Below are 16,181 nucleotides of genomic sequence, written 5' to 3' on the forward strand. Positions count from 1 at the left end.
ATCTTCATCTGCACCTGGGTATTGGTATTATCCTACAATCTCACGTGCAATGGAACAGAAGAGGGAGAGTGGTCCGGCTGTGATGAACTTTCGTGAAATCTCAACCGGGATAATCTCCCCGTCCTGTCTTCGGTGAACTGATCTGACCCTGAAGGTCTCTTCATCTTCTCTTGGCATCTCCCACATCTCCTGCCAGGTTTGGAGGGTGATCTCGGGGTTAATATCATAGACTGTGATCTGCTGTATCTCTTCACGAGAATATCCGAGCAGTTTGCATGCGGTCTCGTTTGCCCGGTATACTGCCCCGGTGATATCAAAGAGAAGGATTGAGTCTGAAGCCTGGTCAAAGACAAACCTGATGATAAGCAGTTCACGCTCGAGTTTCTCCCGTCGTGTTATCTCTGCCATGAGATCCTGGTTTGCCGCCCTCATCTCTCTGGTTCTCTGTTTAATGACCGCTTCGAAGTTGGCATGATAAATCTGGAGCTGCTCTTCGAGGTGTTTACGTTCTGATATATCGGTTCCTATAGCCTGGATGCTTCCAAGTGCACCACTGTTGGTAAAGATCCCCCTATACTGCCACTCCTCCCACGCTACCATCCCGTCTGGCTGAATTGTTTTGAATGCAATCTTTGCAACAGGGGTCTTTGGCGTTAGGTCAGAACGTAGCCTGTCAAGCCGTTCAAGGTCTTCGTGAGAGATAACCGGCTCGTATGAAAATCCCACCAGTTCATCCCTCTTCCTATCCATTCTCCTACAGAATGCATCATTGACATAGGTGAGGGTTCCGTCAGGACGTGACCTGAATATAAACTCATTCTGATCAGATGACAGTGTTTCAGCCTCGGCTCTGCAGATTTCAGCCTGGTGGATGGCATCTCTTGTCCCGGTCTCATCCCTGAAGATGATTGCGGATCCTGGTCGACCGTCCTCACAGACAACTGGCATGATGGCTATCTCAAACCATCGGGGGGAACCCCTGATAGTGAGCGAGAGTTCGAGGTTTTCTTTCTGCCCCTGAATTGCTTTTTTGATCTTTGAGGTGATCTCATCCTGCATAAGGAGGTTCAGGTCGGGATCTGTGATCTGCTTCCCTGTAGGATCATCAGAAAGTCCAAAGAGCTCACATATTCCGTTCTTTGCAGCTCCGACAACCATTCTGCAGGTGATGAGAATATATGGATCCGGGGTATATACGGCAAGAGCAGAAGAGGGTATCCGGTTTGAGAGGTGGTAAACTTTGGCCGTGCTGACAATCCGGAGGTCAACCTCTCCTTTCATCTGCATCCCATCGAGGTACTTGGCCACCGTGGTCCGATGCATGCCCAGCACCTGTGAGAGATCGGTGATGGACATACCACGTGGATGCTCAACAAGTTGTTCCCTGATTCGTATGAGCTCCTCTAGATCTCCGATCAATATTTTTCACCTCGTCTGGTTGGTCCTGTCTTTGTCATTATGTCGTACATATCCTACTGTCACTCGATCTGATAAAGAGGATCATCTCTAATTTGAGTTTCGTTTTTTGATGCGGGTGAATTATTCCTGACTATTTTGAGATATTTTCAAAAAAATAATCGTTAAAAGCCACTTAACTGTTGTGACTATTATGTACGACATATACGATTTATTAAATGCTGATGTGTATAACTCCTGATCAGATGCTGCGTATACTTCAGAACGTATAGAGCGTCGTCCTGTCCTTTGATTGTGCCAGACATGCGTCTGGAAGGCGGGGGCATTGTTAACGATTAATCATGAAGGAGGTCAATCATGGCTGAAGACTTTGAAGTCAAACTTGAGAAGAAGGCATACATTCCGGACCCGCAGTACCTGGCGAATTCTGCACTGGGAGATTACAAGGCAGCATATGCAAAATTCATCTCTGATCCGGATGGGTTCTGGGATGAGAAGGCACGCGAGCTGAAATGGATGCGCCCATGGGATAAGGTCAGGGAATGGGAGCATCCGTATGCACGGTGGTTTACCGGTGCAAGCCTGAATATCACCGAGAACTGCCTGGACCGACATGTCAACAACGGACGCCGCAATAAACTCGCCATCATCTGGAGGGGTGAAGATGGACGGGAAGAGGTACTGACATACAGGCAACTCTCCCGATCTGTCATGCGGTTTGCAAATGCCCTGAAGAGTCTTGGGGTTCAGAAGGGTGACCGGGTCTGCTTCTACATGCCCTTCGTCCCTGAACATGTGGTTGCTATTCTGGCATGTGCAAGGATCGGGGCCGTCCACTCGATCGTGTACGCCGGGTTCGGAGCCGAGGCACTCCACTCACGGATACGTGATGCCAATGCAAAGATCGTGATCACCGCAGATGTAGGGAAACGCCGGGGAAAGACGATCCCACTCAAGAGTATCGTGGATGATGCTGTCCGTAACTCACCGAGTGTTGAGAAGGTCATCGTGCTCTGCAGGGAGAAGTGCCCGCTCGAGCTGTACTCTGAATTGGAGGTTGATTTCTACGGGATACAGGAAGGGATGTCTGATGAGTGCCCAGCCGAAGAAATGGATGCTGAAGACCCACTCTTCATCCTCTATACCAGTGGTACCACGGGAACTGCCAAGGGGATCGTTCATGCCTGTGGGGGGTACATGGTTGGAACCCATTACACCTGCAAATACATCTTCGACATCAAGGAGAACGATGTCTACTGGTGCTCCGCAGATCCGGGCTGGATCACGGGCCACAGTTACATCGTATACGGTCCGCTCTCAGTCGGAGCAACGGTGGTCATCACCGAGACGACGCCTGATTACCCTGACTTTGGGATCTGGTGGAGTATCATCGAGGAGTTCGGCGTCTCGATCTTCTATACCGCCCCGACTGCTATCAGGATGTTTATGCGGGTAGGTGAAGAATGGCCTGACAAGTATGACCTGAGTTCACTAAGGATCATCGGTTCTGTCGGTGAACCTCTCAACCCTGAAGCCTTCGAGTGGTATTACCGGGTGATCGGCAAGAATAAATGTCCGATCCTGGATACCTGGTGGCAGACCGAGACAGGTATGCACATGATAACTACGCCACTTGGAATGCCCATGAAGCCAGGGTTTGCCGGTGTCCCGATCCCTGGTGTGGTTGTTGATGTGGTTGACAAGGACGGGAACCCGGTGCCTCCTGGTCAGGGCGGACTGCTCGTCATCAAGGAGCCATGGCCATCGATGATGAGGACTGTATACAACAATGATGAACGCTATCGGAAGTACTGGACCCAGATCAAGGAGTATTATACTGTCGGTGATCTCGCGGTAAAGGATGAGGACGGGTATATCATGATCCTGGGCCGGTCTGATGACATCATCATCGTTGCAGGCCATAATCTCGGAACCGCAGAGGTAGAGTCTGCCCTGGTCGAGCATGAAGCTGTTGCAGAAGCAGCCGTTATCGGTGTTCCCGATGAGATCAAAGGTCAGGCTGTTAAGGCGTTCGTGACACTGATACAGGGATATGAACCGAGCCAGAAGCTGATCTCTGAACTAACATACCATGTGAGGATGAGTATCGGACCAATAGCCATGCCAAATGCAATAGAGTTCATGGATAAACTGCCCAAAACCAGGAGCGGGAAGATCATGCGACGTCTGCTCAAGGCAAAAGAGATGGGTATGGATCCAGGGGATATCTCTACACTTGAAGAGTAAAAAGCACCATGAGACAACAAGGTATGGATCATGAACTGCGGATCCTCGGGATGGTTGCAGAAAAAGGCAGATGGGGATTAGTCCTTCTCGGTATGATCCTCAACCTCTGCCTTGGGAGTATCTACTCATGGAGTGTATTTGTCGGGCCACTGGCAGACTACTTCACAAAAACCCTTCATCAGCAGGTGACTGCAGGGGAACTGCTCATGCCGTTCTCGGTATTCCTCGCATGTTTTGCCCTGGCAATGCCCCTGACCGGCAAGTACCTCGATACATATGGTCCCCGTCTGATCATCATTGCCGGTGGGCTCCTCACCGGGGTTGGGTGGCTCATGGCATCCGTGGCAAGTTCGGTGCAGATTCTCTCGGTTGTGTATGGGGTAATCGGCGGCCTTGGGGTCGGAATTGCATATGGTGCTCCGGTAGCTGTCGCTGCCCGGTGGTTTCCTGAAAGACGGGGGCTTGCAGTAGGGCTGGTTCTGTTGGGATTCGGGTTTTCAGCCTTTCTCACAGCCAACCTCTCCGGGCTGCTCATCGCTGAAACCGGTGTCATGGAGACCTTCAGGATCTTTGGAATTGCATTCATTATCCTGACCGTGCTCCTCGCTCTCCCGCAGAGATTTCCTCCTCCCGGGTGGAAGCCGTCCGGATGGGAACCTCCACAGTGTTCATCACAGAATCAGACCTGCGAGTTCATGCTCCCTGAAATGGTGAAGACCAGGGCATTTTACGGACTCTGGATCTGTTACTTTATCGGATGTCTCTCCGGCCTCATGGCAATCTCTATTGCTAAACCGGTCGGCACTGAGGTTGCACAGATCTCCCCTGTGCTGGCAACGACACTGGTCGGTGTCTTCGCAATATTCAACGGTGGTGGCAGGCCGGTCTTCGGGTTCCTTGCTGATCGCATAACGGTCAGGACTGTGGCCATGGTCTCATTTGCACTGATTATGGGTGCATCGCTGCTGATCACGCTCTCACCGTCGGCTCCGGTATACATCATCTCGTTCGCGGTACTCTGGGGATGTCTGGGAGGGTGGCTTGCGATCGCACCAGCCGCAACAGCCGTATACTTTGGAACCCGTGACTATCCTCGATGCTATGGGTTTGTCTTTCTGGCATACGGTGCTGGTGCAATTGCCGGTCCGCAACTGGCAGGATACATTAAGAGTATATCAGGATCGTACCTTGGTGTCTTTCCTGTTGTGATAGTTCTGGCACTGTTCGGGCTGATCATTGCATATCTCACGGTCAGACCCCCTGAATAATCCCTTTTTGACACAGTATTATCGGTGAGATCTGCAATATGTACTGATCTCTGGTGTCCCGATTGAAACCGGATTGAGTGGTTTGTCAGATAGTATGCCTGAAAGAAATGATGCGAAGAGTCGTGGATCGATTCACTCTGGTCTCTCTGTTGATATTATTCAGAAACAGGATCAGCGTTCAGGAAAGAAGACCCGTGGAGTTGTGAGCGAGATCCTGACCAATTCGTCCTTTCATCCCCACGGGATTAAGGTCCGCCTCAAGGATGGAAAGGTTGGCAGGGTCTGCACGATAGTCAGGGAAGAAACCTTTTCAGAAAATCAGACATAAGATTATTTCTGGGCCTCAAGGCGAGTGCATTAATGCTGTATGATCTGTTGAAACACGAAACCCCTGGCAATTTCTCATTTTCAATACAAATCTCGCCAATACGGATTGATGGTGTTATGCGCGGAGGATCGTTTCTTTTTTTAACATATCAGATCCTAGCAGTATATGGGAGAATTATAATCTATTTACTCTCTGTCCTGTCACGATGCGCGAAGCCTGATATGATCGCACCTTTCAGATACATACAGGATATCTGGTACAGGAGGAATGGCTGATACGATCTGCCTGCGAATAGTTCTGATGTCACTGATGTGTATGGTACTTGTGTGTACTGTCACCATCGGAGAAGAGATCAGAGATAAACATAACAATACAACACACGATGGTCCGAATCAGGTGATCATCGACTCAGACTCTCGCAATGTTGAGATCGGGGATGAGATCGTTCTTAAGGGGATCATCGATAAGTCGCTGATTGGTGGTGCCCCGTCAGATGTGGTTATTCTTATTTCTGCCCCTGAGGGCAGCCTTGCTGACACTTTTATTCTGTCGTCTCCTGATCAGCATGGAAAGTTCTCTTACAAACTTCCTGCAGATGTGGGTGGGACATGGGGATTTGAAGCATTGTATAATGGAGTAAATAGTCCCAAGATCATGGTCGACGTGGTTCCCTCGACTAAAGCGGGAAAGACAACTCTCACCCTGTCCGGATGGCCTGTCTATCCCCGGGTTGGTGATGAGGTCGTTTTCAAGGGAAGACTCACCGATTCAGCAGGAAAAGGTGTTCCAAACCGTGAGATCGGATATCAGTCAGATTCATCCGGTAATAAGTCCGGACCGAATGGCAGTACTGCTGGTATTGACTGGGATCCTTTGGGATTCGGTCAGACTAATCAGATCGGAGAGTACAACTTTAGAATTCCGGTTGTTCAGGAAGGTGAGGTACATGTGCGGGTACTTTTCCCTGGTGACGGGCTGTACACTCCGTCTGAAAGTAAGGTAATCAGTCTCATAGTCAAGAGTGCCTGAAATGCAGGCCCTCTTGAAACGACAGATTTTTTAGGTCCGGATTTTTTCCTCAGGTCAAAAAAGGGGTTATTGTTTCTTGTTCAGGAACTTCTCTGGCTCTTTTTCAAATGCATCGAGGCATCCCTTGTTGCAGAAGTAATACGTATTATTCTTGTATGTTGTTGTGAAATCTGCAGTATCTGTGTTTACTTTCATTCCACAGACCGGATCTATGGCAGTAGGATCTGGCATGGTCTGAAAGGTCATCATTCTGATTGGTGGGGTATATCTCCTCAAAAGCAGTGAGAGTGATATCACCGTTACTGAAGAGAGTGCCATAGCAAGGGCACCGTATTCAGGTCTGAATATGACTCCCGGGTAGAAGAGGCCGGCTGCGAGAGGGATGAGAATGATATTGTATGCAAACGCCCAGAAGAGATTGAGTCTGATTCTCCCCATTACTTTACGGGACAACTGGATTGCGGCGACTGCATCGGTTATCTCATCCCTCACAAGTATGATATCGGCACTTTCGATTGCGACATCTGTTCCTGAACCGATCGCAATTCCGGTGTCAGCCCTGGCAAGTGCGGGGGCATCATTAATCCCGTCCCCAACAAAAGCCACCACTTCTTTCTGCTGTTGCAGCCGGGAGACTTCATTCTCTTTCTCATCAGGAAGAACACCGGCAATCACACGGTCAATCCCCACCATCTGTCCAACAGCCCGTGCTGTCCTCTGGTTATCGCCGGTTACCATTCCTGCTGATATTCTCATCTTTCGTAACTCTGTAATCGCTGCTGCAGCCGATGGCTTCACCGAATCAGCAATCGTGATGAGGCCGAGAAGTTGATTATCCCTGGCTACCAGGACTGTTGTCTTGCCCTCTTCCTGTCTCTGTTTAATCTGCAATTCCGCATCCGTATCGACTAACACTCCGGCTTCTGCTATAAACTGATGATTTCCTACACGGATCAACCCCCCAGCAATCTCTCCTGTAAGTCCTTTACCCGGGAGATACGTGAATCCGGTGACTTCGGCAGGATCAATTCCCTCCTCTCCTGCTTGCGTGAGAATCGCTTCTCCGAGAGGATGGGTCGAGAGATACTCAAGACCTGCTGCATAGGAGATAAGAAGTGAGCGTGAACTTGTGAATACATCAATATCAGTCACTACCGGTTTTCCCTGGGTAAGGGTTCCGGTCTTGTCAAAAAGCATCGTAGTCAGCCGGTCTGAAACTTCAAGGCTCTCTCCGTTTCGTATTAGAATTCCTAGTTCTGCTCCTCTGCCTACCCCGACTGTGATGGCTGTGGGCGTAGCAAGCCCGAGTGCACAGGGGCAGGCAACCACCATGACCGCGATCATTGTCTGGACTGCAAACTGAAGGCCTGCACCAGCTACCAGGAACCAGAAGAGAAATGATCCAACTGCAATCACCAGAACAACAGGAATAAACCAGGTAACAACAGTATCTGCTATCTTCTGGACTGGTGGTTTGGATCCCTGGGCATCTTCAACCATCCTGATGATTCGCGAGAGCATTGTGTCAGCACCAACACGCCGTGCCTCGAATTTCAGACTTCCTGTTGTGGCGAGAGTTCCGGCAATGATCTCGTCTCCTGTGAGTTTTTCAGCAGGGAGCGGTTCACCTGTGACCATGGATTCATCAACAAAACTTGAACCAGATGTGACGATCCCATCTACCGGGATCCTGTCCCCAGGCCTGATGACAATCCTGTCACCGACAGCAACATCTTCAACTGGCACACGGATCTCTTCATCTCCCCTAATGACCGCCGCCGTGTCAGACTGGAGCCTTACAAGGGCCTGGATTGCTGATGAGGTTCTTCCTTTTGCTCTCGTCTCAAGGTATCTTCCAAGCATGAGGAACGACGCAAGCATAATGGCAGTTTCGTACAGGATGTAACTCATGTCCAGAACGATACCGAACGTTCCAAGCACGCTTGCCAGGTACGCAACCGTTGTACCCATGGCATACATGACATCCATGTTCAGGGTCCGGTTTCGCAGGGACACAAACGCAGCCCTGAATATCGGCATGCCAAGCCAGAAGAATGCAGGAGTGGCTATTAGAAACTGGAGGTACGCAAGGGTGTGCATCAGCCCGTGCGGTGCTGCCATCATCCCCATGAGAACTGCCGATATGGCAAATCCCACGATAACTCTTGTCAGTTTATCACGGAGATCTGCCTTGATATCGTCATCGCCAGCCCTGAGTGTGCCTTCCTTATCTGTACCAAGGTACTGGTAGCCCGCATCTATGATGGCATCCCGCATCTGAAACAGAGTAACAAGTGAGGGATTGTATGTGACATATGCACGTTCAGTGCCGAGGTTCACTGTGGCAGCCTCAACTCCATCCAGGTTTTTCAGGGCAGTCTCGATGGTCTGTGCACAGATAGCGCAGGTCATTCCTCCTACTCTGATCGTGACCTGTTCATTGATAACCCCGTAACCGGTTTTTTCAACCGCTCTGGTAAGCATCACAGGGTTTGTCAACGAGGGATCATATTGCACAACCGCTTTTCCTGTTCCGAAGTTAACCTGTGCATTGCTCACTCCATCCGCAGCAGACAGTCCCTTCTCCAGGTTAATAGCACAACTGGCGCAGTGCATCCCGGAGATTGCCAGTTCTATCTTTTTCTGCCTTTCATCTGCCATTCTATTCAAACTCTCTGTTTTTTGTTACACTCCGAAATCCTTGTGTTATGCAGGAAGGTCGCCTGTATCATCATTGTCATTTTGTGGTGTAGATTCTTCCTACCAGTTTCTTAAAGTGGAAGTGATGATCACTATTCGATATGATCCTCTGCACCGCCCAGATCTCTCCCTGCTGGCAGAATCCGAACTGCACTCTCTCATCTATAAAAAACAGAATCGCCGAGGCGATGGAGTGTGATGCCTCATTCATCTCATTTCCTGAACAGGTTATAACCGGGTGGGATCCGCTTGATGGCAAGAACTTTGTTCAGACCGAAGAGGATGAGATCATATCAGTCCTCAAGGAATATGCCCGAGATTTTGGCATCGGCCTACTCGGGTCATACCGCGAGATGCATCACCCTTGTCCACGCAACACGGCAATCGCCATTGGACCCGATGGGCATCTGATTGCCCGGTACTCCAAAATGCATCTCTTCTCTCCCGAACATGAGAATCAGGCCTATACTCCTGGTGAAGAGATCGCTCTCTTCTCTTATGATGGCTGCCGGTGTGGAATAGCGATCTGTTACGATCTCAGATTTGCGGATCTCTTCAGACTGTATCGTGATGGCGGAGCAGATCTGATGCTGGTGCCAAGTGCCTGGCCTGCCTCCCGGATGCGTCATTTCGAGCTTTTTATTACAGCCAGGGCAGCCGAGTTTCAGATGTACATTGCAGGAATCAATACTGTCGGTGAAACACCGGTTGATCGGTATGCTGGTGGCTCACTCGTTGCCGGTCCGGATGGGACGGTTTTATCAAGGGGCTCGGAGGTTGAAGAACTGCTTTTCACTGAGATAAGTCCTGATCATGTTGTGGAGGTTCGTGACGGATTCTCGGTGCATCATGACCGGAGGAACAAGTTGTATCAGAACCTCTCCTAGCCTTTTCGGAAAAAAGGTAAAATATCAGAAAAGGGTTAGCCCTTATGGGTTGTGTTTTGGGCATTGGTGGTATTAGTTGCCGTATACTGAACATTTTGTTCTACATAGAGAACATTGGTCACATTGTTGTAGTATGAAAATCCCTGCTGTGTTGTCATATTTGACTGAAGTGAGACAAGCTGAAGACCCGGCATTCCGTATGCTGTATAATCTGTCATGACCGAAGCATGAATCACTGCATTCGTTGAGTTTGCATACACCAGCATATCCTGGTTTGTCTTAAAAGCTGTCTGGTTATATCTGACAAATAACCCTCCAGATGCTGTGGTATTTCCTGCAGGTGGTGGCGATGCGATACTGCTATTTATGACAGTTGCATTAGCGATCGAATATATAGCATTCTTCTCAGCATATTTCACGGTTGGAAGGCTCTGATAATATGAGATCCCCTTCTCAACGGTCATTCCCGGTGGCAGACTGACCAGTTCAAGTCCTGACATGCCCTGCTGGGTATAATCAGTCTTTATGACTGCACCGATTTCAGCATTTGCCTGCATTGAGGATGCCTGCATGGACTGGTTGTTTGGAAATGCCGATGGATTGAACTGGACCAGAAGTTCTCCCTGTACATACGTTGCTGTGGTAGTATTTGGCGGAGCCGGAGGTGTTGTCTTATTATCTACGGGTATTGCAGTTGTATTATTGACTGCTTCGGAAGGTGCAGTCTGTGCCAGAACGATCACCGCAAGGAAGAGGCCGGCGATCAGGGTAACCACAAGGGCATTTAATTTCATATCGTATGAGGGTATTGTCCGAACTAATATTCAGGCTTTTGCTCTGTGGGGTAACTCCTGATATACTGGACCAGGTTTCTATCTTCATCATACATACATGATTTCATCGCAAGAGATTCATCCCTTTATTACTAATTATCATTGTATGAGCGGCTCTGTATCATACCGCTTCTCTCAACGCCTTTCGCATGTGCCTGCTTCATTTCTGGGCGAACTTTTTCGTGTCTCTTCACAGCCTGATGTGATTTCATTTGCTGGTGGCCTGCCAGATGCAAACAGGTTTGATGTTGAGGGTATCAGATCGGCATCAGAAGAGGTCTTCGCGCAGGAAGGAAAGACTGCTCTTCAGTATAGTACAACCGACGGATATCTTCCGCTCCGCACCTACATTGCATCTCGGTACCGATCCCGACTCGGCCTTAATGCTGATCCTGAGGATATTCAGATCGTAAATGGTTCACAGCAGTGTCTTGATCTTGTCGCCAAGATCCTTGTTGATCCCGGTGATCATGTCCTTATTGAACGCCCCGGGTACCTGGGAGCGATAGAGGCTTTCTCATATTATGAGCCGGTATTTGATCCGGTTCAGGCTCTTGATGGTCTTATCGGCCCTGACCCTGATTCGGTGAGGGGGCTGGTTACCGACAATAGCCCTGTCCTTTGGTATGGGATACCAAACTCACAAAATCCATCGGGAATGACCTGGTCTCCCGGTATTCGCAGGGAGATCGCTGATATTCTGGACGGAACGGACACTCTTCTGTACGAGGATGATGCGTTTGGTGAACTCTTCTTTGATGGAAGACCGAGGGAACCGGTTAAGAAATCGCTCCCTCATCAGACCATTATGACCGGTTCATTCTCAAAGACCATTTCACCAGGGCTTCGGTGTGGATGGATCTGGGCCCCTCATCCGGTGATTGAAGAGTTCAACAGGGCAAAGCAGGCTGCAGATCTCCACTCCAATCTGCTTTCCCAGATGATACTGACCCGGTATCTGGAAACTACTGATATTGATCGACGTATCTGGGAGACAGCCAGGGTATACGAAGAGCGGTGTCATCTTATGGAAGAGATCATTGATGACCGGTTTCCGGCTGGGACCCATCGAACCAGTCCTGAAGGTGGTATGTTCCTGATGGTAACCCTTCCTTCAGGCATCGATTCAATGGATGTGTTCAGACAAGGAGTAAGTAATGGAGTTGCTGTTATGCCTGGATCCCCTTTTTACATTGACAGAGGAGGAGGGAATACAATCAGGCTGAACTTCTCGACCGTGGATCTCAACCTGATCACTGAAGGGATGGAACGGCTATCGCAGGTTATTAAATCCCTTAAATGATTCTAGTGCCCTGAATAAATCAGGGCATGTCACTGCCATGGCAATTTTCTACTGTTTCACGAGGGCCATAACCAAATAGAATGCAACCGTACAGTACTTCAGGTGCATGCAATCAGGAATGAACACTGAAGGATCTGATCCGGCAAAGCAGGCCTATATTCTGGGTCTAAAAAAGTACCGTGATGGAGATCTGAAAGCGGCTTGCCCATATTTCTCCCAGGCTATCGAGGGGGGTATTGATGATTTTGATATCCTCTATTATCGTGGGATGTGCCATCTCGAAGGATCTGATTATCAGTCAGCCTTAATCGACTTTGAGGTACTGGTCAGACGACAGCCTGAGAATTCTGAATACCTTTTCAGGCGTGGATTCATTCACTATAAACTTGGTATGAATGCAGAGGCTATCCGGGATCTCGCCCTGGTTCCTGAAGATTTTGATGATTGTTCAATCAGGTGGCATTACCTGGCAGTTCTCTTTTATAAAGGTGGTGAATATGAAGCGGCACTTTCTGCTATCGAGAAGGCCCTGGCAAAGTTTCCCACTATGCCGAAGATCTGGTTCAATGCCGGAGTAATTCTGGCAGCCATGGATCAGACCGATCGTGCTGATCTCGCATTCGCAACCGCTGCTAAACTTGACAACAGGCTCACAAGTATACCCCGTATGATCCTGGAGTGACAGTGTGGACCTTATAAGTGTCATTGCAATAACTATAAGCCTGGGGATGGACTGTTTTGCCGTCTCCATCGCTGCGGGTATAGCAGTTCGAGAAGGACGACTCTCCGTCATCTCCAGGATCGCCATTCTCTTTGGATTGTTTCAATTCGGTATGACGCTCCTGGGGTGGACTGGAGGCTCACTCATCTTTGCCTGGATAGAACCATTTGATCACTGGGTAGCTGCTGTTCTTCTTGGATTCATCGGTGGGAAGATGATTCAGGAAGGGTTATCTGATTCTGATGAGGAGAGAATCGACTTTTATTCAGTATCAGTTCTGCTTGTCCTTGCGGTTGCCACAAGTATTGATGCACTTGCTGTCGGGCTCTCTATGGCTGTTTTGCAGGTGCAGATCCTCTTCCCTGCCCTGATCATCGGAGCCGGGGCAGTCGTTATGTCTGGCGCCGGGTTCTGGATCGGTAAACGATTTGGTGATCATATCGGTTCAAAGGCCGAGATACTAGGTGGGATTGTTCTGATCCTGATAGGTCTGAAGATCCTGACTGAACATATCATTGGAGGATAATTATCATGACTCAATTGAAATCAGACCGTCTCTCATCTAACGGCACATCAATTCGTTCCAGTTCCACCTTCCCCTGTCCCTCTCTCTTCGGTATTTTACTGCCTGTCACAGTTTTGTTTTTCTTCCTGTTGGCATGTGGCTGTACAACAACTCCTGTGATACCAGGAGTTTCAGGAGGGGCGGGAGTCATAATTCTTGTTGATGATCCTTCTGCATTACCTGCTGTTCAGGAACTTAGCCGCGAATATGAGAACAAGACCGGGGTGTCTGTATCAGTAAAACAGGTCAATGGTCCGGGTGAAGATGGAGCATCTCATCCACAAGGCGATCTTCTCATCGCAGGGATAAGCCGCATTCCTGTCTATGCCACAAAAGGTCAACTTGAACCGCTCAACACATACCTGAACTCCAGCCCTGATGTCAACTGGAGTGTGTTTGAACGCCCGTCTCTTACTATGGTGGGAGAATACCCTGATCGATCAGGTTCAATCTATGCCCTCCCCTTCAATCAGGATGCACTCGGTATTGTATACCGGTCAGATCTCCTTGATGATCCCAATGAGTCTGCTGCGTTCTGTTTAACATACGGGTATCCCCTCGGAGCTCCGGGTAGTTACAAAGAACTCGCTGACATAGCAGAGTTCTTCTCTCGCAATGAGTCCCATCTGGCTGGTATCGGGTTTGCCGGTCTTAATGGGACTGATCCCATCTCTTCGCCGTGGTTTAGCTTTGTCTCCTCGTATGGTTCTGCCGTGTATGGTTCCTCGTCAGGAGTGGCAACAGGGACCTGGAATAGCAGCAGGACAGCATCGGCACTGAGAGCAATGCGAAACATCTCCCGGTATGAACCTGCCGGTGCAGATAAATGGGGGGACAAAGATGTTGCAGATGCACTTGGTTCAGGTGCTATTGCAACGGGGATCACATGGTTCTCACAGTTCCCAGGCATCCAGGTTACAGCACAAGAGCATAATCTCTCACTCGGGTACCTACCCCTCCCTGGTGAGATCACAGATGAAGGATCTTTCAGGGCCATCACTGTACGGATAGACGGGGTCGGTATCCTCAAAGATGGATCCCGGGATCGTGCAGAGGATTTTCTGACCTGGTTCTACTCACCTGAAGTCCAGTTATCCTTTGCAGAGTCAGGGTATCAGCCTGCTCTCCTGACTGTGCTCGACTCCTATCCGTATATGAGTATGAATCCCTTCAACCAGGCTTTACCGGAAAGTATGCGAATTGGAGTGAGTACTGAAAAGGGTGAGCACACTGAAGCAGTCAGACATGTATGCGAAGAGGCAGTACAAGCAATAGTCTCACCAGTTGGCAATGTATCTCCTGAGGAGATGTTTCAAATCCTGAACAGGTCTGCATCCTCGATCGATTCTATCAAAAAAAGCGGGATCTCTTCCCCCTGATACTTTTGATCTATTCCATCACTCACTGGGCATGGGGGCGGGCCATGATCTGTATTCTCGTTTTTTGAATATAAGTTCCAATAAATATCTCTGTTATTCTTTCTTTCTGAAAAAAAGGCTCTGTAATCTCCACGCATTCCAAATATGTCGATGAATAGTCCCCCTAAAGGGACAGGAACAACCAGGTAATGATTTTCAGACTTTACTGAATCTCCTCCTCTATTTCTAAATATATTGGTAATTTAAGCCTGGTTTTGAAGAATATGGCATATATTGTATGTTCGTCCAGAACTCTCCGGACATTGGATGTTTTTTCTGAACCTGAAATGTCTGTTTCTTAATTTATCATAGCGAATCGTCGCAAAAATATCGCACAATTTCAATAATTAACTCGTATAGGGTAAGCTTTAACCCCCCACCCACTGACCATTGAATCAGAGGTAAATGCCCCCGGATATCGGAGTGTTGCCTCCAAGGTCAGTAACCAGGAATATCCGCAAAGCTTCATCTCCTGAGTGGCATATGTGACGCCGGTTTCCGGGTATGCGATCCGGCCGGCAAAACCGGTCTCCATTACAACTGTTGCATCGGGTGGTTCGACCCACGGGCCCCCCGGTCTGCATTCATGGATCACCTACCAGACACATCAACCCCACCAGACAGCACGTGTCAGATCCGGATGACCCCCCGGCGTTCCATATGACCGTGGAGATGGGTTTCATCATTCCCATCCCCCTGATTGCATCCCGTCAGGGATTCCTGGTTGCATCCTTTCTCTTTACTGTACTGATATGTCCGGTTTCCACGCCCGATTTCAGAGCCCGGAGTGCTATCAGGTTGTCTCCTGATTGCGAATGCCGGACTTCAGTCGGGATTTTCTGTTTTCAGTTATTGAAATATCTGTTAATAGAGGCTGGCGTTTTCCTGCAGGATGTACTGCAACAGTGTGAACCTTGGCCTTTCAGAGTTTGATCAATACAAAAGAATGAGATCATGAACTGATCTGTCTGCTCATCAAGTCCTTACTTATGGTAGTGAGCAGCATCTGAATCATTCAGGATCTCCCTGAAACGCTGATTCATTTCACTATCTGTTATGCATTCTTCAACGAAAGCAACAATCCTGTTAATTTTGTCACATGAATCAGGGGAGAGCCCATGCTCCATGATGCAGGCTTCACTGTCTGCAGTCTCTTTCTCTACACCCGCAAGTTCAAGCAGCCGTTGAAGAGTCTGATGTGAGTCCTTTGTCCTTCTGGCGATTCGTGACCCCGCCTCTGTGAGTGTAACCCCGCCGTATGGCTCATAATTTACCAGACCTGCATCAGAGAGCCGTTTAAATCCATCGGTTACAGTTGCAGGGGTTATCTGCAGGGCTGCTGCAATGTCACGTGACTTAGCATACCCCTTGTCCTGCACGATCTCAAAAATTACCTCAAGGAGATCCTCTTTTCGCTGTGAAACTTTATCTGCTGCCATCTCTGGTCTCCTCTCTGATACGGGCTG

General features: G+C 49.0%; 14 protein-coding genes. 10 read left to right on the plus strand and 4 right to left on the minus strand.

What is annotated here, in order from left to right:
* Positions 1–27: 27 nt before the first annotated feature.
* Positions 28–1,419: a PAS domain S-box protein gene (locus tag ACHZA2_RS12665; RefSeq protein ID WP_319580007.1), complete on the minus strand. Its 1,392-nt coding sequence runs from the start codon at positions 1,417–1,419 to the stop codon at positions 28–30.
* 354 nt (positions 1,420–1,773) lie between these two features.
* Here ACHZA2_RS12665 and acs point away from each other — a divergent pair, with 354 nt between their 5' ends.
* The 4 genes from acs (at position 1,774) to ACHZA2_RS12685 (ending at position 6,288) form a co-directional block, all read left to right on the plus strand.
* A complete protein-coding gene (acs, locus tag ACHZA2_RS12670) occupies positions 1,774–3,663 on the plus strand; it encodes an acetate--CoA ligase (RefSeq protein ID WP_319538471.1) in 1,890 nt (629 codons plus the stop codon).
* A gap of 23 nt (positions 3,664–3,686) precedes the next feature.
* The gene (locus ACHZA2_RS12675) at positions 3,687–4,931 is read left to right on the plus strand and encodes an OFA family MFS transporter (protein WP_319580008.1); all 1,245 of its coding nucleotides are present in this window, start codon (positions 3,687–3,689) and stop codon (positions 4,929–4,931) included.
* A 94-nt stretch (positions 4,932–5,025) separates the two neighbouring features.
* On the plus strand, positions 5,026–5,259 hold the full coding sequence (locus tag ACHZA2_RS12680; RefSeq protein ID WP_319580009.1) for a YwbE family protein: 234 nt from the start codon (positions 5,026–5,028) through the stop codon (positions 5,257–5,259).
* A gap of 267 nt (positions 5,260–5,526) precedes the next feature.
* On the plus strand, positions 5,527–6,288 hold the full coding sequence (locus ACHZA2_RS12685; protein ID WP_319580010.1) for a hypothetical protein: 762 nt from the start codon (positions 5,527–5,529) through the stop codon (positions 6,286–6,288).
* Between the two features lie 66 nt (positions 6,289–6,354).
* Here ACHZA2_RS12685 and ACHZA2_RS12690 read toward each other — a convergent pair whose 3' ends face one another.
* Positions 6,355–8,949, minus strand: a complete 2,595-nt coding sequence (locus tag ACHZA2_RS12690; protein ID WP_319580011.1) for a heavy metal translocating P-type ATPase — start codon at positions 8,947–8,949, stop codon at positions 6,355–6,357.
* A 140-nt stretch (positions 8,950–9,089) separates the two neighbouring features.
* Here ACHZA2_RS12690 and ACHZA2_RS12695 point away from each other — a divergent pair, with 140 nt between their 5' ends.
* Positions 9,090–9,875 carry a carbon-nitrogen hydrolase family protein gene (locus ACHZA2_RS12695; RefSeq protein WP_319580012.1) on the plus strand — a complete coding sequence of 262 codons (786 nt, stop codon included), beginning with the start codon at positions 9,090–9,092 and terminating at the stop codon, positions 9,873–9,875.
* A 35-nt stretch (positions 9,876–9,910) separates the two neighbouring features.
* Here ACHZA2_RS12695 and ACHZA2_RS12700 read toward each other — a convergent pair whose 3' ends face one another.
* Positions 9,911–10,669 (minus strand): hypothetical protein, encoded by a 759-nt coding sequence (locus ACHZA2_RS12700; protein WP_319580013.1) that lies wholly within the window; start codon positions 10,667–10,669, stop codon positions 9,911–9,913.
* Positions 10,670–10,814: 145 nt separating this feature from the next.
* On the opposite strand from ACHZA2_RS12700, the gene ACHZA2_RS12705 reads away from it, so the two are divergent.
* The 5 genes from ACHZA2_RS12705 (at position 10,815) to ACHZA2_RS12725 (ending at position 15,359) form a co-directional block, all read left to right on the plus strand.
* Positions 10,815–12,011, plus strand: coding sequence for a PLP-dependent aminotransferase family protein (locus ACHZA2_RS12705; RefSeq protein ID WP_319580014.1), 1,197 nt, complete (start codon positions 10,815–10,817; stop codon positions 12,009–12,011).
* Between the two features lie 118 nt (positions 12,012–12,129).
* Complete coding sequence (locus ACHZA2_RS12710) at positions 12,130–12,693, plus strand: tetratricopeptide repeat protein (RefSeq protein ID WP_319580015.1); 564 nt, start codon at positions 12,130–12,132, stop codon at positions 12,691–12,693.
* A 4-nt stretch (positions 12,694–12,697) separates the two neighbouring features.
* On the plus strand, positions 12,698–13,258 hold the full coding sequence (locus tag ACHZA2_RS12715; protein ID WP_319580016.1) for a manganese efflux pump MntP family protein: 561 nt from the start codon (positions 12,698–12,700) through the stop codon (positions 13,256–13,258).
* Positions 13,259–13,263: 5 nt separating this feature from the next.
* A complete protein-coding gene (locus ACHZA2_RS12720) occupies positions 13,264–14,676 on the plus strand; it encodes an extracellular solute-binding protein (protein WP_319580017.1) in 1,413 nt (470 codons plus the stop codon).
* A gap of 515 nt (positions 14,677–15,191) precedes the next feature.
* On the plus strand, positions 15,192–15,359 hold the full coding sequence (locus tag ACHZA2_RS12725) for a hypothetical protein (RefSeq protein ID WP_319580018.1): 168 nt from the start codon (positions 15,192–15,194) through the stop codon (positions 15,357–15,359).
* 339 nt (positions 15,360–15,698) lie between these two features.
* Here ACHZA2_RS12725 and ACHZA2_RS12730 read toward each other — a convergent pair whose 3' ends face one another.
* Entirely contained in the window at positions 15,699–16,154 is a 456-nt protein-coding gene (locus ACHZA2_RS12730; RefSeq protein ID WP_319580019.1) for a metal-dependent transcriptional regulator, read from the minus strand.
* Positions 16,155–16,181: the final 27 nt, after the last annotated feature.

This window comes from uncultured Methanospirillum sp., from assembly GCF_963668415.2.
GTDB lineage: Archaea > Halobacteriota > Methanomicrobia > Methanomicrobiales > Methanospirillaceae > Methanospirillum.